Raw genomic sequence first — 14,077 nt, 5'->3', positions numbered from 1 at the left:
AGCTCGTCTTTTTCCGCCTGGCTCAAACCGCCATCGTCGGTCGAGTTAGCTTTGACGTAACCGTCAACGGCAGCCATGAACTGCCACATGGACATTCGTCTTACTTCTTGCGGCGTGAAGCCGAGCGCCGCACCATTGCCGTAGACCGCGGCAAATCTGACTTTTCCGTTGGGGAGACTGTCAAGTTGTTCTCCGTCTGATTTGCCGCCGCTGGCTCCCCCACCGGCTCCTCCGGCACGCCTTGAATACCTGCCTGCAAAATGATGGTGGCGAATACGATGTTCTCAGCAGGCGGGCGTTTTTCGATGTAGGTTCTCACCAGTTTCGTGGCCGCCGTGGGCTCCAAGCCTCCACCAATCAATCCCTGGCGGATAACATGGGCGATATCGCCGACGCGGCATTGTTTGGTGAATAGCCGTTCCAGAATGACCCACGGACCCGCATCGCACGCCTCCTGTAATGCTTCCAATTCGCCCCAACCGAGGCGGAAGGTATAAGTACCATCCGCCCAGTCGAGTTCTATTTTCGCATCTCTGCTCATTACGGAGCCGTGGGAGCAGAGGTGCGCACCATTTCGCCATCGGACTGCAGCGAGACATTGTTCGTCGCGCGCTCACCGTTATTGCCGCCAATATCGAGGTTCTCGACATGCATATTGCCGGTGTATGTGTACGTCGTGGCAGGGAATTCCAATTCAACCTGGACGGGAACGGAATCAATGCTTTCACCTGCATCAAGCCAATCTTCGACCGATTCCGCAGCCAAGACGCCTTCACCGTTAATACCCATCGACAGCGACGCGGCGTCGCGACCGATCCAGTCCACCTTGTCAGGATTCTCACAATCAGGAATCGAAACTTCATTGAGGTTTTTGGTAAGGGTTATAGAGCGCTGCGTGAAACCACACGGTGCGGTATAGGTAATTTCACCTCCCACACCAACCTTGCCGAGCTTCACGCGGACCTTGCCGCCTTTGATCGTAGTAGGTTGAGCCATTGAGGCCTCCATACGAAAAGGCCACCCAAAGGGCGGCCATTAGTAGTTTTCGGGGTGATCGGCGTGGAGGCCTTAAGGCTGCTCGACAATCGCCGTGTAACGGATCGACGCGTGATTGATTGCGCCGTCCTTGATGTAGTCAGTTCGCCAATATTCGAATGTCACGAGGGCGTTTACTGTCAAAACAGGAACCCACCCTCGCGTTGCGAGACGCACTGCGTTTGCGACGTCGCGCATCTGTTTCTTTGCTGGCTCAATCGACCAGACATCCAGTTGGAAAATGATATCGTCGGCGTAGATGCAGTCGGCGTTGACCTGTTGAGCGCTCGACGCACCGATACTGACGTAAGGAAAGATAGAGGGCGAAACCTGCCCTTGATCATTTGTAGGCGGGTTATCGTAGCTACGCTGATCAATCAGCGAGACAAGCGCGGGAAAGCTGCGCAATCGCTGAATAATTGCGCCCTGAAGTTCTAAAACCGGGTCCATTAGCGATCCGCCGCAATCTGTTTGGCTGCCTTGGTGATAGCGCGCGACACTCGGGCCCGTGCACTTCGTCGTTTGGCTCGCCACGAGACGTAAAAGAACGGCTGTGCTTTTGCCCCAGGGTTGATCGTGCCCGGATACATGCCGCCGTTCACATGTGGCGCGCTGCCGAATTCGACCAGATGGGCATAGCGCACCTTAGAATTGCCAGCGTAAATCGTGATGGTCAGCTTGCCATCGTTAGACTTAACGCTGCCAATTCGCTGGCTGTATTTTGGAGCTTTACCCCACGTCCAGCCGATGCTTTCCATTAGCTCGCCATCATCGACGGGAACCAAGTTTTGCATCATGTTGACGATTTCCTGAGCGCCTTGCTCCATCGCCGCTCTGACAAGCTTTTCAGCAACTTCCGGAAATTTCGTTAGCTTGATCTGTAGGCGGTCCAGACCTTTAATCTTTACCGCCATCAAGTTTCCTCGCCTTCAATCGCTAGCATCTCGATGTACTGCCCACGCTCGTCCGGATTGACGACGGTCTTGATTCCGAAAACCCGGTTAGGCTTGCCCCCAGTCTTCCCCGCCCGAGCGTCGTATGCCCGCCATGATGCCGTAATCTGTCTTGCCGCTGCGCTACTGCGAATGGTCAGATTGTAGGGCTGCATTGACTGCATTCGCGCGGCCATGATGCTTTCTGCATTGCTGCCGTATCGCGGTTCCAGCCTCCCGGGCACGGTAAACTGGTAAACCCACTCACCGCGTGTTCCGCCGAAACCATCATCCACGTCCTGCCGAACCTGAAACGTCAAACGGCAATTCAGGCTGCCGGCACCTGCGCGCTTCGCCATGCTACAGCCTCGTCTTTCGTAGGAGTGGGAAGCTGCTCGGCCTTGCCAGCAGCGATGGCGCGATTAGCGCAAGGCGTGGTCACTAAACCGACGTAGCCTGCCGGATAGCGGATGGTCACCGCGGGCTTGGGGATGAAGTCGTAGGTGGCTGTGAAATGGAGCCAGGGCATGAAGCCTCAATTTTGATTTGGCGTGGATTTCGCAAGCAGCGATGTAAGAATATCCAATTGCTCTTGCTGCTTTTCAATGAGCGCCTTGAGTTCGTTCGAACGCAACTGGTCAAACTTCTCATGTAGCGCCATTATTTCAATTTCAGCTTTGAGGTTCACTTCGTAATCATGTGCAGCATCCAGCCGGTCCCTTGCAGCTTGGCGGTTCTGACTCATCATAATTATCGGCGCTTGCACCGCGGCCAACATCGAAAGCACGAGATTGAGAAAGATGAACGGATAGGGATCGAAAGCGAATGCCGCCACAATTGAATTTGCAGCCACCCACGCGACGAGCACGAGAGCAAAAAGCATTATAAATGTCCATGAACCACCGAATTCGGCGACCTTATCTGCGAGCCGTTGACCATAGGTCAGCTTCTCGTCAAACGACCTGTTTACATCGCGTGCAATCGTTTGACGCTCAGACAATCGCGCTAGGACAGACTGTTCTCTTGCTGTCAGTGTATCCGCAGATCGCCCTAAGTACCTGAGCGACCGTTCTGCAACCTCGTGACGAAAGCCGGTATCATTCTTGTCTGTGCGGGCCATTGCGATCTCCAATCATTCAGAGGTCCATATGTTCCACAATTGCTAGAACGATAACAATCTCAAACCCTCAACAGCCGATATGGATCAAGCAGCCAGCGCGCCGACCTGTTTTCGAATAGTTCAACAGTCGACTGTCGCTCGCGGTTCTCGTGGAGGTCTCCCGCAATAAGCAGGATAGCCGCATCCACCTCGGCTTCGGCGCCTGCGGGTACGGCGTCGCGGTTCATATAGCGCAACGCAGACCCTTGAGCGGCGGCTAAATAACCTTCAAGCTCCGTATCCTCATCATCGAATTCAATTCGAAGATGTCGCTTTAACCGATCAAGATCCACCGCCACGGTCGAAGCCCTTCTTTTTGGCAGGCTCATCTGCGACGCAACCCAGCGTTCGCGCAACCTCGGCCATGCGACCAGTCACAGTATCGCCAACCTCAAACTGGCGGGGATAAACCTCGCCTTCAGGCACCGCCTTGAATGCCTTCGCAACACGCACTTCCATCAGCGCCTCCTGTAGGAAGGGCGCCCGAAGGCGCCCTTGTATTGTTAAGCAGCTGCGATCTTGTGGTAACGCAGGGCCGTCGGATCGGTAACGCCGCCGCCAACGCGCTTCGTGGTGTAAAACTGCACGAAAGGCTTGTTGGTGTACGGATCGCGAAGGATGCGAATACCCGTGCGGTCAACCACAAGATAACCGCGCTGGAAGTCACCGAAGACAACCGGGATGGCGTCAGCGGCAATGTCCGGCATTGCAGCAAGCTCGCTGACCGGGAATCCAAGGATCGTCGCAGGCTGGCCAGAAACCAGACCCGGTTGCCAGATGTAATTGCCCTGACCGTCCTTCAGTTTACGGATGGCGCCCTGCGTCTTGCGGTTCATAGTAAACCGCGCATTCGGAGTGCGCTCACTTGGCAGGTCGTAAACCAGATCAATGAGGCCATCGGTCGTAAGACCAGCTGCGTCACCGCTATTCACCGTCGGGATTGCGCCCCACGGATGCGAGGCCGCAGTCGTGTAGGTCAGCAAGCCTTTAGGCTTGTCGGTGCCATTGCCGGATACGAACGCGATGCCTTCCTGATATGCGAACTCAGTCTCGACTTCACCGGCAAGCCAGTTTTCGAGGTTGATTTCGGAATCATCCAGCAGGCGCTGCGTTGCCGCAGGATTCGCGTAGATTTCGCCGGTGTTGAACTTCACCTCGGCGAACTTTGCAGCCGGGGTTTCAGGACGGGCAGCGGATTCGCCTACCCAGCCAGACGCCGTAGCGCGGTCATTGTAGAGCTTGGAGAAGCCGTTACCAGAAATCTGAATGACCGAAGCGATACCGCGCATCGGAGAAACGATCTTCAGCTTGTCGGTAATGGTGCGGTCCCATTCGGTCGGAGCCGTATAACCGCCGTCTTCTGGAACGGCGACGCTCATCGCGGCCTGTGGATTGGCCTGAATGAATGCGTCAATGCTTGCCTCATCGCCCTTACGGAAGAAGCGGTCAAACGCCTTGGTATATTCGGCATTCTTGACGGCATCGCCAGGCTTGGACGCACCTGCCGTCTGGAGAGCTGCGAGCTTCTGCGCCTGCTCATCGAGAGCCGCCTGAAGGTCGCTTACAGTGGCATTGATGCGCTCGACCTTTTCGGTGCGAACGACATCTTCTGTGCCCTTCTTTACGTCATTAAGAGCTGCGCTGTGTTCTGCCTTGAACGCTTCAAATGCGCGGCCTTGCGCTTCAATGAGCGCCTTGATTTCATCGGGTTCCATTTGGTTATCCCTTGGAAAGAATATTCGTTGTGCTGACAAGAGCGGCCTTGATGCCGGTCATGTCCTTGGCTCTGGTCTTGCCAGCGTCGCGCGTGGCGTTCTCGGCGGCATCGCGCTCGCCTCGAATTTCATGGAGAAGTTGAGTACGCGAACGGCGCGTCTCACCTGCGGCAGCCAACGCCCGGTCAATCCGGCGCATCGCTGCGATATGTGCGGGAAGTTCAGCTTTTGCGTCAGACTTGGCAGTTCCGGCGCCCTTCTCGTCCGCAAAGCCCTTTTCAATTGCCTCATCAGCTAACAGCCAAGTGCCGTCCGACGCCTTTGACGGGCCATCCAATAGAGAAAGCACGACGTCTTGCGCCAGTCCGGTTCGGGCGGCGTAAATATCTGCCATTGAACTATCGAAGGACTGAAACAACGTCGCAGCGTCGGTAAAATCATGCGTGTTGCCGACCGCGAGACCCCACGCTCGATGGATCATCATCATCGAACCGGTCGACATGATCACCCTGTCGCCAGCCATCGCGATGATTGATGCCGCAGACGCCGCATAACCCATTACGTTGACGGTGACCTCGCCGGGATGGCTTGCGAGGAGATTGTAAATCGCCAGCCCTTCGAACATGTCGCCGCCTGGCGAATTCACGTTCACGGTAACTGGATTTTTCCCGATAGATCGAAGAGCGGCAGCGGCTCGCTTGGCCGTAAACCCGCCTCCGCTCCAATAATCCTCTCCGATCACGTCAAAGATCGAAATTGTGTTCGGATCGTCAGCTTCTGCCGCTTGTGGAGCGCTCTCCCACCGCTCCAAGGCGGAGAGAGGCACATCCCACTGATACGACTTCGGTCGCGCAACGGCTGCAACCGGCGTTCTGTTAAGGCTCATTGCGTGTTCCTGAAGGAAGGCGGCCAGTTTCTGGCTGCGTCATTGGATTTTTGAGGCTGTCCGCGTCTGGATCGTCGCTCTGGCTCAAGCCCACATAATCGCGAGCTTCATTCTGGGACATCCACGGTCGGGAACCGCCAGAACCCAGCGCTTTGGCGAGGAATTCGGCCTGATCTTTAATCGAACCGCGCAGCAATTCGCGCTCGTCGAAGTCAGCCTGATACGATCGACGCTCTTCGCGCGTCAGCAGACACCGAGAAACCGCCTGCTCCCAAGCGATGAACCACGGCGCCAAGCCATAGCGAACGAAAAACTGGCCAAGGGTTTCAATACCGCTGCCCCACGATGTGTCGTCCATCATCAAAAGCGGCCGCGGCACACCAAAAGCGCGCGCAACCTCCTCGATCTGATGATTTCTTGTCTCGATCTGCTGGCTGTCTCTTGCCGTCTGCGAGAACGGCTCGGCCTTCATGCCCTCTTCGAGGATTAGCCACTTATGTGCGTTCTCCGCACCGGAGAACTTATCCTTAAGGCTGGTGTCCAGGTTTTCGAACTCGTCATCACCAAGCTTGCCGGGATGCGTGAGCGCACCGCCGACCATAGTACCGTTCTTAAACAGACGAGCCGCGGCTTTCTCGGTCTGCATGGCAAGGCCGATAGCCTCTTTTGCCTGCTGGACACGGGAAAGGCCGATGACGCCATCGTCCGTCATGTCACGGAGATGAAATACCTCCGACTGGGGCAGCTCGACATACCGACCGCCCTTCAATACGACCTTGTAGATGACGGTCAGATCGTCTTTCTGCTCGACGGTGACATTGGTCGGGTGCAAAGGCTGCAACGCAACGACGCGCCTACCGCTTCGAACAATACGGGCGTAGGCATTGCCGTAGGTCAGTGCATGCGACTGGAGCTGTCGGCGGAATTCATACGCCGTCTGCCAGTTATTCGGCTGCGTAAGAAGAACATCAAACAGAGTATGATCATCGGCTGGGTGAAGTCGCCCCTTCCCGTCCTTGTACATCAAGTAAAAAGGCAGCATCCCGATGCTGCCTGAGATGAGGTCGACACAGCGAAAAACTGTTGTGTTGAACAGAGCAGCTTTGGGCGTCACCGCCATGCCGCTTGCGGTTTCTGCGCCTCCGCCAAGAAAGGCGGCTAACCTTGGATCGTCCAAGCCGTCGAAATATTGCCAGTCAGCTCGCGGCGCTCGTTTCGGCGCGACCGAAGGCGCTGCCTCCGGTTTGGACCGGAACAGGTCAAGAATTCCCATAGATATTCCTTGTTCCGATTAGCCGGCCATTCGGATGCCGCGTTTCTTGTAGACGGACTCGATTTGCTCGGGCTCAACCTCGCGAGCCTTAAGCCCTGCTGCCATTGCGGTCGCGACTGCACCGTCGATGCGAAAGCGTGTCTTGCTCTTGTCGAGTTTGCGATTGCCACTGGCGTCGGAGACGGCGATTGCATTGGCAAAACAGAAGGCTAGCACTGGATTGCCGTCGTGCTTGAAGCGCCGATGGATAAATGACGCCTCAAGCGCTTCTACTGCTGGCGACATATCGCGATAGCCTTGACCCCACGGCACCAACCGCAGCGCGCCGTCGAAAGGCTTGTCCTTGCCGTCGATATAAGCGTCGACGCCGATCCGCTGGAATTCGACCAGTAGCTGTTCGATGCGCCAGCGGTCGTATGCCAATCCGCGAATGGAATAGTCCTCACGGATTTCAGCGATGCGGCTGGCTACATAGGAATAGTCAATCGCACGGCCGGGCGGTGTTTCGAGCCAGCCGTCTTTCGCCCACAAGTCATATGGGGCACGATCTCGCTTGGCGTGATCAAACAGGAAATCATGCGGCTTCCAGTGCCAGGCCTTTACCCGTTCTTCGCCAACCGCTGCGGATATGCCGACCAGTGACGTAAGATCGTGCACGCCAGACAGATCGAGCGCGAGATAGATATCTTCGCCCAGCATTAGCGTGTCGCCGGTTTGGCAGGCCTTCCACTCAGAACGCGGGATAAGCGGCGAATTCTGGTCGACGCGCTGATTCAGATAGAGGTTCCGAAAGCTGGCTTCCATCGACGGCATTCTGCTTGCCTGTATAGCCAGCGCGCTCAGGTCTTCGACACTACGAAAGTCTCCCAGCGCCGGGTTCGCCGCCCTCCACGCATCCTCGTTCATAATTTCCGCTTCGTCGTGGGCGCAATAAAGATGGACAAGAACAGTGGCATCATTTGCGACCAAGCCATCGTCGATCAATTTTGAAAGCGGGTGCTCAGGATCTGGCGACTGTGTGGAAATCACTATGCCCAGCGGCTCTTTTCGGGCGCCCTGCGAAGTGTTCATTACCTCGTAGAGTTCCTGATTACGCGACTGTGCCAGTTCGTCATAAATCCAGACAGACGGGTTCAAACCATGCTTAGTACCGGCGTCCGCCGACAGCGCTCGATAGAACGAACCGTTTTGCTTGCAAACCACCGTCTTTGTCGATGGCACGATGTCGAGAACCTGTGAAAGCTCCTCGTCGGCATCAATTAGCTGACGCAGAAACTTGAACACCTGCCCCGCCTGTTCGCGGTCATTTGCGGCAGAATAGATTTCGCCATTCTTGATGGCTTCCGGGCCAATGAGATGAGCCAATGCGATTGCAGCGATAATCGCTGTCTTGCCGTTCTTACGAGCAACCGAGAGAATTGCGCGCCTAACACGCCGGTTTCCGTCAACATGCGGCGCATACAAATCTCGAATGAATTGCTTTTGCCAAGGACGAAGCCGCATAGGCCCGCCCTGTCCCTCACCGCTGGGGACGCGTAGCAGTTCGATGAACTTAATAACCTGTTCCGCACGGTCCAGCCCCGCTTGGTCGACGCCTTGTCCGCGCTTTGCCCAATCAGGCCGCTGTAAACTCACGGATTATCACTTCTCCCCGCCAATAAGCCCGGCGAATTTGCTCTTCGGCTTTTCCTTTTGCGGCGTCAAAGCCGCGCGTGCCTTTGGATCAAGGCCTAGCCTGTCGCCCATGCTCATCATGATGCGCGCTGCTTCGTTCTTGATCTTGAACCAAGGATTCACGGTGAGATTGCCGGTCGAACCAGCAACGAGTGCCGGTTCTGTCTTAAGTGCTTCAGTCGCGCGTTTGTGGTCGGCCCATGCCGCAGCATAAACAGCAATACCGCCCGCATCGGTGGCGGCGTACGTTTCTGGCGGCATGGCCGAAACGATCATCTCGAAGCATTCGCGAGCGTCATCATCCAGATAATTCGGTATGTAAACATCACCGGAAGGACGGATCGAAGCCGCCCTTTTCTTTCGTTTGCCCGGGTTGCCCTTCAGCGCTTGCATTTCGGGCGTTTCGGGCCTTGGACCCCTGGCGCCCATAAATATCACCTGTCAAAAATAAACTTCAAAACTTGCGGGATAACGCGTTCGAGTTCCCCGCCGGTCCGGGAATTGTTGGCTTTTGGACTTTTTGATGCCCCCCCCGGGTGGTCAGCTGACCGGCCACCCGTCCAGACCAAACCGGATAACGTCCTGCCCTAGCTCTTCCCGCTGCTTGATGCGGTCATGGCACGGTGCGCAGAGGCTTTGGAGGTTGTCAGGGTCGAAGAACAGCGCCTCATCGCCTTTATGTGGCCTGACATGGTCACACACCGTTGCTGGCGTGACATCCTCTTGCTGCAGGCAGTAGGCGCACAAGGGTTGCGCGGTCAGTTGCCGCTCACGTAAGCGCTGCCAGCGTGCGGTCTTGTAGAGCTTGCGGTAAGCAGCTGCTTCCGTGCTGCGCTGATCACGTCTGGCCATGCTTACCTTCGAACTGGTGCCCTAGCGAGGGATCGAACCCCGGACCATCCGCTTACAAGGCAGCTGCTCTACCATCTGAGCTACACGGGCAATTGGTTGACCTGCGACCGCAAAGGCGATCTCGCGGGCCAGGCCCTGGAACAGGTCGATTGGTTGCGGCAGGTCGGATTCGAACCGACGATCTTCTGGTTACGAGCCAGGCGAGATGACCACTTCTCTACTCCGCATAAAATCAGATGGTGAACACACCCGCAACTCAGAATTGCGATCCTTGATTTTCTAGATCGACTCATAAATGAGTCGTGCTAATTCGGGTTGTGTAGGGGAAATCATGAAGTTCTTGACGCTCACTGGTGCGGTATTCGTGGCTGTAACTCTTGCGGGTTGCCAAACTCCATCAAACACTTTTCAGCAGCAAGCCGACGCCGTACCCCAACATCCAGCTATCAAAATTTTTGAAGATATTTGCCTAAACAGCTATCCAACTAATGAATCTGCGCTCAAGTCGGCTGCGGCTAGACACGGCATCAAAAACTTCGAGACCAAGCACGGCAAGGGGATGTTTGGACCCTATCAATATCAAAGCGGCACGAACTCGGACCAATCAATGTTCGTGACATACTGGCCAGGGAAGATGGGTTGTTTGGTGAAGGTAAGGGCCAACACTCCAGAGTCGGATAAGCTGATCTACCATGTACAACTTGGTAATGCTGTCAAAAAGAAATTCCCGTATGTGAGCCCAATGCAGAAAAGAATGACAACCGTCGAAAACGGTAAAGTCATTGAGTTTATGTATTTCCACAAAGACGGCTTTGACTTCTTCACGCTTGGCTAAAATACAATCGGCGGGGAGTAGCACCTAAAACGACGGCTACTCAACCCGCCGAACCAGCAGCCGGAGGAGAAACGGCGCTGGAATAGTTACCCCACCGGCAATGCCGACAGGGGCGGCTCTTGTAACCGCACTGAAATGAGAAAGGCCGCGCATGGCGGCCTTGATGTAGTCTTCCCCTCATTGGGGAGTTGGCGGGGATTGGCTTATAAGTGGCTAAGCTGCGTCTTCGAGTTCCCAGATGTTTCGATACGCCAGTGGGTGAAGCTCCAGATCGTCCATCGCTCCTTGCACTGCTGACAGCGCTCGCAGAACCAGAGCCCGTCCGACAGCTGGGGCTTGGACACCCTTAGCGCCTTCCTTTTCCCCGATCTTGGTTAGCGTCTGCCCACCAAGCACCGCATCCTCGAATGGCTCGATGAGCGGCCCGAGTCTTGACCGCAGATAGGCAAGTATCGGTCTTGTATCAATTTTCTCCAGCAGGAGATCGTCGGTGAATTTCAAACTCAGGCTCGGCGTCTTACCGGTCTTGGGTATTGGAACCGTGCCATCGTCGTTCTCGAAGTAGGCGTCAACTTTCACATTCACCTTTCGCATGGCAGGAAGGGCATATGCTCCCTTGCTTCTGCGAAGCTTGCCGGAATATTCGATATCTCCACCCTTCACTCCGCCTTCCCAGTTCCGCGCCGCGGCAGCCTCAACCTCTTCAGTGCCTTTCAAGCGTTTGCTTTCTTGAGCAGCGTGCAGGCCAGCATCATACCCATAGTCCTGACCTTTGAGGGGCTCCGCTTCGGCGATCGCGACCATCCGACGATATTGCATAACCTGTTCGATGTAGCCGTGCAGCTTGTCCCGGCGCAAAACCGCCAGCAGTGGGAAATCCTCGTTATCATTCGCAGGAGCGGAAGGATCTCCAATGGACTGGCGCTGTTTGATGCGTCGCAGTTGCGTGGCCATTGCTTTGGTTTCCTGCTTGGCCCGTGCTGCTCGGTCCAGATAGATCACATTTCCCATCAAGCTGCTTCCTCCAAAAGGTCTGCGAGATAAACCCCGTCGACGGCGTAGAACTCGAACTCTTCCCGGCGCTTTATTGCCGCGATCTGCCAGCCTCTTAGCTCCAAATCTCGTGCATATGGAGGTGATGAATGCTGGTCTTCATCGATCGGGCAGTTGTCATTTGCGGCGAAGTATTTGTCTTTCAGTTTCTGCCTCATACTGCTTTCCCCTTCTCCTGTGCCAGCCACCCCAGAACCGCCGTAACGGCCCGCTCAGCGGCTTCTGTCGTTGTGGAGGCCCGAATGACCAAAACAGTGTAGCCAAGCCGCTCAAGGGCCGCGTGGCGGTCTTTCTGGGCTGGTGACAGTCTTCCCTGCCCGACCTTGTTCTCGATCATCAGCAGACGCCCGTATTCGCCATAGATGCGTAGGTCAGGCTCGCCGCTGGTCATTCCCGTTGCGAGTGCCAGTGCCTGAGCCCTTGGCCCACGCTTGCTGGCGTTCATGTCTCCCGCCAGCAGGAACTGGCGCTGGAACTGTGGCAAGCGACGAAGTGCGGACACCTGTGCCGCCTGTAGTTCCCATTCGAGCGGCAAGGCTGGCTTTGTCGTCACCTTCCCTGCCTTGGTGGTAATCTTGACGCGCGCGCCATTGATGCGGACGATTTGGGTTTTGCTGGCGGTTGTGGTCGTAGACGAAGGCGCGCGCGTGCGGTTGCGTGCCATGTGAGCTCCTCGTGTTGATTGCGGTATGCCGTTGGTGGCGGCAAGAGGAGTGTGGAACGTCTCAATAAATGTGGTGTTAATGGCCGACGCAGCCCGGCAAATATTTTGGCCGCCCTCAAATCAGGTTGTATTTTTCTTGCCGCGCAAGTGCGTAAAGTGCGTAAAGTTAAAAAACGCAACTTGATGCGCTGCGCGCTCAAGTGCGCAATCTCTCTATGAGGATGATTGCGCACATTTAGCAGCGTGCATTTGCGTAGAGTTGAAGCAGAGAAAATCGACTCTACGCACCTCACTTACGCGTTACCTATGGTTGTATTTTGATTGTGACGGTAGGTTGTGCCGCTGGATAAAAAAGAGAGGAACGACGTACCGCCTTCCTGTTATGATGCGCAGGGAAATGCCATTCGAAGGGAAATTAAATGTCAAAGTTTGGACCTTATCAATTCGATAAACTGCTGGGCGCAAAATACAAGGTTCTAAATCATGACCCGTTGCTCGGAATTCTCAGTATAAAGACCGATAAGGGTGTCATTGAGCTTGGTATGATAAAGCCGGTCGCCGAGGTTCTAATGGGCGAACTGATGGACTTTCTGCAGGAAGGGAAAGGCGAAGATGCCCCAAGCTTCGCGGTCGAGCGGAGTCAGTAAAATGCAGCATCTCGCAACTCGACGAGCGGTTGCGGAAGCGTTTAACGCACTGGGCCGACCCGAGTTAATTGAAGGCCTTGGCATCTCATCGAGATGAAAAACCCCGCACGGTGGCGGAGATTTCGCGCGCATAGCCAGGCCAGTAGGAAAGACTTGGAAGTGGATCAGCTGGTGCTGGCTTGCCAGCAGACGGGTTTCTCCCGCCCTCCCAGCACCAATCGTAGTGCATCGTATTTAGACAATCTTTTTCAGCAACTTATCTGCAAATCGTTCGAAACTGTTTGATTTCGGACCCGTCGACTACCCCTTTCATAAACACTCCAGTTTCGTAGATTCCCATAACGGAGACCCTATTCGGCCGCGACGGCATGAACCAGTTTTCCAAGTTGTTAAGAACTCCGGGGCTAAGTGGTGGACTTGTTATGGTGTCAGGTTCGGCCTCGTCTTCCTCGTTGAACCACGATTCAACCAACCCCAGAGGTCTGCCAACGGCAACAACATCTACTGCAATTTCCTGTTCTTGTTTGATGCCGTTAACAAAGAGAGATGCTGGCACGTTTTGGCCGAGGACAATCCCGAAATCGCGTCCTGGCAAGCGTGTGACTAACACAAGCCTCAATTGCCCGTCGCTATCGCAAACCAGACTTAATGTAGCGGACCGCCTTTGAGAGGCCTCGTCTGCAAGCAAAAGTCCAGATTTGATCTGGAATGGCACGTTCTTTGCGCGTTGCCATGGTTGCTCGTTTGCGCCGCTAATTAAGATAAATCCGGACAACGTCGCGACGCATAAAGATAAAATCCTAAGCAAATTAAACATGCGATGTGCCCCCAATAACTGGCAACATACTATAAAAAAGCGCCCCGTAAGTCGCTGAATCGCTAATATTCCCTCACGAAAAAAAGCGGAGCCTAAGCCCCGCTTTCTATCTGTCAGCACCCGTTGCTAGCCTGCTGGCAAAAAACTAGAACTTCGCACCAACCCGCAGTGCAATCGCGTGGTTTCGCGCGCCGGAGCCACCAAAGCCGGTTTGATACTCGACGCCTGTGGTCCAGGCATTATCAAAGCTGAAATCGAGCGACAGCCCCACATTGGCGCTATCGCTGCTCGCGCCTTCAACATCGAGCGCATAGGGAAGCCCGCCAAGCGCGCTATATCCCATGGCGGCCCGGCTCGAGCCCTGAAAATCATGAGCATATTCGGCGCGGACACCGGGGGTCAGGCGCCCCCACGAATAGTCGATGGCGTAATTGGCGCGCAAACCAACCACACCCGTGACGGTGTCCACGGTTTGATCGCCATAGGTCAGCCGATAGATGCTGTCTCCGCCTTCGGCATAGCCATCGAGCCAGGA

The 14,077-nt window shown here is 55.3% G+C and carries 21 protein-coding genes and 1 tRNA gene; 2 read left to right on the top strand and 20 right to left on the bottom strand.

Annotated elements, in window-relative coordinates; all coding sequences use genetic code 11:
• Positions 1 to 100 precede the first annotated feature (100 nt).
• From D8666_RS11775 to D8666_RS11700, 15 genes are all read right to left on the bottom strand, one after another.
• Entirely contained in the window at positions 101 to 541 is a 441-nt protein-coding gene (locus D8666_RS11775) for a gene transfer agent family protein (RefSeq protein ID WP_121538116.1), read from the bottom strand.
• Complete coding sequence (locus D8666_RS11770) at positions 541 to 996, bottom strand: phage tail tube protein (protein WP_121538114.1); 456 nt, start codon at positions 994 to 996, stop codon at positions 541 to 543. Before D8666_RS11770 ends, D8666_RS11775 begins: the two co-directional genes overlap by 1 nt.
• A 72-nt stretch (positions 997 to 1,068) precedes the next feature.
• Positions 1,069 to 1,485 (bottom strand): DUF3168 domain-containing protein, encoded by a 417-nt coding sequence (locus D8666_RS11765; protein WP_121538112.1) that lies wholly within the window; start codon positions 1,483 to 1,485, stop codon positions 1,069 to 1,071.
• Entirely contained in the window at positions 1,485 to 1,949 is a 465-nt protein-coding gene (locus tag D8666_RS11760; protein WP_109367084.1) for an HK97-gp10 family putative phage morphogenesis protein, read from the bottom strand. Before D8666_RS11760 ends, D8666_RS11765 begins: the two co-directional genes overlap by 1 nt.
• Positions 1,949 to 2,326, bottom strand: a complete 378-nt coding sequence (locus tag D8666_RS11755; RefSeq protein WP_121538110.1) for a head-tail adaptor protein — start codon at positions 2,324 to 2,326, stop codon at positions 1,949 to 1,951. Before D8666_RS11755 ends, D8666_RS11760 begins: the two co-directional genes overlap by 1 nt.
• A 176-nt stretch (positions 2,327 to 2,502) precedes the next feature.
• On the bottom strand, positions 2,503 to 3,087 hold the full coding sequence (locus tag D8666_RS11745; protein ID WP_109367081.1) for a DUF1003 domain-containing protein: 585 nt from the start codon (positions 3,085 to 3,087) through the stop codon (positions 2,503 to 2,505).
• 59 nt (positions 3,088 to 3,146) lie between these two features.
• Complete coding sequence (locus D8666_RS11740; RefSeq protein WP_167836072.1) at positions 3,147 to 3,425, bottom strand: head-tail connector protein; 279 nt, start codon at positions 3,423 to 3,425, stop codon at positions 3,147 to 3,149.
• Complete coding sequence (locus D8666_RS24205; RefSeq protein ID WP_021587338.1) at positions 3,409 to 3,585, bottom strand: hypothetical protein; 177 nt, start codon at positions 3,583 to 3,585, stop codon at positions 3,409 to 3,411. Before D8666_RS24205 ends, D8666_RS11740 begins: the two co-directional genes overlap by 17 nt.
• Before the next feature lie 44 nt (positions 3,586 to 3,629).
• Positions 3,630 to 4,841, bottom strand: coding sequence for a phage major capsid protein (locus tag D8666_RS11735; RefSeq protein WP_121538104.1), 1,212 nt, complete (start codon positions 4,839 to 4,841; stop codon positions 3,630 to 3,632).
• A 4-nt stretch (positions 4,842 to 4,845) separates the two neighbouring features.
• Positions 4,846 to 5,727, bottom strand: a complete 882-nt coding sequence (locus tag D8666_RS11730; protein WP_121538102.1) for a head maturation protease, ClpP-related — start codon at positions 5,725 to 5,727, stop codon at positions 4,846 to 4,848.
• Positions 5,717 to 7,000 carry a phage portal protein gene (locus D8666_RS11725; RefSeq protein WP_121538100.1) on the bottom strand — a complete coding sequence of 428 codons (1,284 nt, stop codon included), beginning with the start codon at positions 6,998 to 7,000 and terminating at the stop codon, positions 5,717 to 5,719. Before D8666_RS11725 ends, D8666_RS11730 begins: the two co-directional genes overlap by 11 nt.
• Positions 7,001 to 7,018: 18 nt before the next feature.
• Positions 7,019 to 8,635 carry a terminase large subunit gene (locus D8666_RS11720; protein WP_235858946.1) on the bottom strand — a complete coding sequence of 539 codons (1,617 nt, stop codon included), beginning with the start codon at positions 8,633 to 8,635 and terminating at the stop codon, positions 7,019 to 7,021.
• 6 nt (positions 8,636 to 8,641) lie between these two features.
• Complete coding sequence (locus tag D8666_RS11715) at positions 8,642 to 9,103, bottom strand: phage terminase small subunit P27 family (RefSeq protein ID WP_121538098.1); 462 nt, start codon at positions 9,101 to 9,103, stop codon at positions 8,642 to 8,644.
• Between the two features lie 111 nt (positions 9,104 to 9,214).
• Positions 9,215 to 9,526 carry an HNH endonuclease gene (locus D8666_RS11710; protein WP_121538096.1) on the bottom strand — a complete coding sequence of 104 codons (312 nt, stop codon included), beginning with the start codon at positions 9,524 to 9,526 and terminating at the stop codon, positions 9,215 to 9,217.
• 150 nt (positions 9,527 to 9,676) lie between these two features.
• Positions 9,677 to 9,753: transfer RNA gene (locus D8666_RS11700), tRNA-Thr, on the bottom strand.
• Between the two features lie 104 nt (positions 9,754 to 9,857).
• On the opposite strand from D8666_RS11700, the gene D8666_RS11695 reads away from it, so the two are divergent.
• Complete coding sequence (locus tag D8666_RS11695; RefSeq protein WP_121538094.1) at positions 9,858 to 10,361, top strand: hypothetical protein; 504 nt, start codon at positions 9,858 to 9,860, stop codon at positions 10,359 to 10,361.
• A gap of 213 nt (positions 10,362 to 10,574) precedes the next feature.
• Here the strand turns inward: D8666_RS11695 and D8666_RS11690 are convergent, their stop codons facing one another.
• From D8666_RS11690 to D8666_RS11680, 3 genes are read right to left on the bottom strand one after another with little or no spacing between them, the layout of a single operon-like run.
• Positions 10,575 to 11,372: a hypothetical protein gene (locus D8666_RS11690; protein WP_121538092.1), complete on the bottom strand. Its 798-nt coding sequence runs from the start codon at positions 11,370 to 11,372 to the stop codon at positions 10,575 to 10,577.
• Positions 11,372 to 11,572, bottom strand: a complete 201-nt coding sequence (locus tag D8666_RS11685; RefSeq protein ID WP_121538090.1) for a hypothetical protein — start codon at positions 11,570 to 11,572, stop codon at positions 11,372 to 11,374. Before D8666_RS11685 ends, D8666_RS11690 begins: the two co-directional genes overlap by 1 nt.
• The gene (locus D8666_RS11680) at positions 11,569 to 12,078 is read right to left on the bottom strand and encodes a VRR-NUC domain-containing protein (RefSeq protein WP_121538088.1); all 510 of its coding nucleotides are present in this window, start codon (positions 12,076 to 12,078) and stop codon (positions 11,569 to 11,571) included. Before D8666_RS11680 ends, D8666_RS11685 begins: the two co-directional genes overlap by 4 nt.
• 419 nt (positions 12,079 to 12,497) lie before the next feature.
• On the opposite strand from D8666_RS11680, the gene D8666_RS11675 reads away from it, so the two are divergent.
• Positions 12,498 to 12,725, top strand: a complete 228-nt coding sequence (locus tag D8666_RS11675; RefSeq protein WP_121538086.1) for a hypothetical protein — start codon at positions 12,498 to 12,500, stop codon at positions 12,723 to 12,725.
• A gap of 256 nt (positions 12,726 to 12,981) precedes the next feature.
• Here D8666_RS11675 and D8666_RS11670 read toward each other — a convergent pair whose 3' ends face one another.
• Positions 12,982 to 13,542: a hypothetical protein gene (locus D8666_RS11670; protein WP_121538084.1), complete on the bottom strand. Its 561-nt coding sequence runs from the start codon at positions 13,540 to 13,542 to the stop codon at positions 12,982 to 12,984.
• Positions 13,543 to 13,687: 145 nt separating this feature from the next.
• Positions 13,688 to 14,077, bottom strand: a 390-nt coding sequence (locus D8666_RS11665; protein ID WP_147437998.1) for an autotransporter domain-containing protein, incomplete at its 5' end; no start/stop codon positions are given.

This window comes from Ochrobactrum soli, assembly GCF_003664555.1.
GTDB lineage: Bacteria > Pseudomonadota > Alphaproteobacteria > Rhizobiales > Rhizobiaceae > Brucella > Brucella teleogrylli.
Note: the sequence above shows the minus strand (reverse complement) of the source record. Positions and strands in the feature narration are given on the sequence as shown.

What these genes read in the sequence shown, in the direction of transcription:
- D8666_RS11775 (WP_121538116.1), bottom strand. Translation starts at nt 541, where the DNA reads ATGAGCAGAGATGCGAAAATAGAACTCGACTGGGCGGATGGTACTTAT.
- D8666_RS11770 (WP_121538114.1), bottom strand. Translation starts at nt 996, where the DNA reads ATGGCTCAACCTACTACGATCAAAGGCGGCAAGGTCCGCGTGAAGCTC.
- D8666_RS11765 (WP_121538112.1), bottom strand. Translation starts at nt 1,485, where the DNA reads ATGGACCCGGTTTTAGAACTTCAGGGCGCAATTATTCAGCGATTGCGC.
- D8666_RS11760 (WP_109367084.1), bottom strand. Translation starts at nt 1,949, where the DNA reads ATGGCGGTAAAGATTAAAGGTCTGGACCGCCTACAGATCAAGCTAACG.
- D8666_RS11755 (WP_121538110.1), bottom strand. Translation starts at nt 2,326, where the DNA reads ATGGCGAAGCGCGCAGGTGCCGGCAGCCTGAATTGCCGTTTGACGTTT.
- D8666_RS11745 (WP_109367081.1), bottom strand. Translation starts at nt 3,087, where the DNA reads ATGGCCCGCACAGACAAGAATGATACCGGCTTTCGTCACGAGGTTGCA.
- D8666_RS24205 (WP_021587338.1), bottom strand. Translation starts at nt 3,585, where the DNA reads ATGGAAGTGCGTGTTGCGAAGGCATTCAAGGCGGTGCCTGAAGGCGAG.
- D8666_RS11735 (WP_121538104.1), bottom strand. Translation starts at nt 4,841, where the DNA reads ATGGAACCCGATGAAATCAAGGCGCTCATTGAAGCGCAAGGCCGCGCA.
- D8666_RS11730 (WP_121538102.1), bottom strand. Translation starts at nt 5,727, where the DNA reads ATGAGCCTTAACAGAACGCCGGTTGCAGCCGTTGCGCGACCGAAGTCG.
- D8666_RS11725 (WP_121538100.1), bottom strand. Translation starts at nt 7,000, where the DNA reads ATGGGAATTCTTGACCTGTTCCGGTCCAAACCGGAGGCAGCGCCTTCG.
- D8666_RS11715 (WP_121538098.1), bottom strand. Translation starts at nt 9,103, where the DNA reads ATGGGCGCCAGGGGTCCAAGGCCCGAAACGCCCGAAATGCAAGCGCTG.
- D8666_RS11710 (WP_121538096.1), bottom strand. Translation starts at nt 9,526, where the DNA reads ATGGCCAGACGTGATCAGCGCAGCACGGAAGCAGCTGCTTACCGCAAG.
- D8666_RS11695 (WP_121538094.1), top strand. Translation starts at nt 9,858, where the DNA reads ATGAAGTTCTTGACGCTCACTGGTGCGGTATTCGTGGCTGTAACTCTT.
- D8666_RS11690 (WP_121538092.1), bottom strand. Translation starts at nt 11,372, where the DNA reads ATGGGAAATGTGATCTATCTGGACCGAGCAGCACGGGCCAAGCAGGAA.
- D8666_RS11685 (WP_121538090.1), bottom strand. Translation starts at nt 11,572, where the DNA reads ATGAGGCAGAAACTGAAAGACAAATACTTCGCCGCAAATGACAACTGC.
- D8666_RS11680 (WP_121538088.1), bottom strand. Translation starts at nt 12,078, where the DNA reads ATGGCACGCAACCGCACGCGCGCGCCTTCGTCTACGACCACAACCGCC.
- D8666_RS11675 (WP_121538086.1), top strand. Translation starts at nt 12,498, where the DNA reads ATGTCAAAGTTTGGACCTTATCAATTCGATAAACTGCTGGGCGCAAAA.
- D8666_RS11670 (WP_121538084.1), bottom strand. Translation starts at nt 13,542, where the DNA reads ATGTTTAATTTGCTTAGGATTTTATCTTTATGCGTCGCGACGTTGTCC.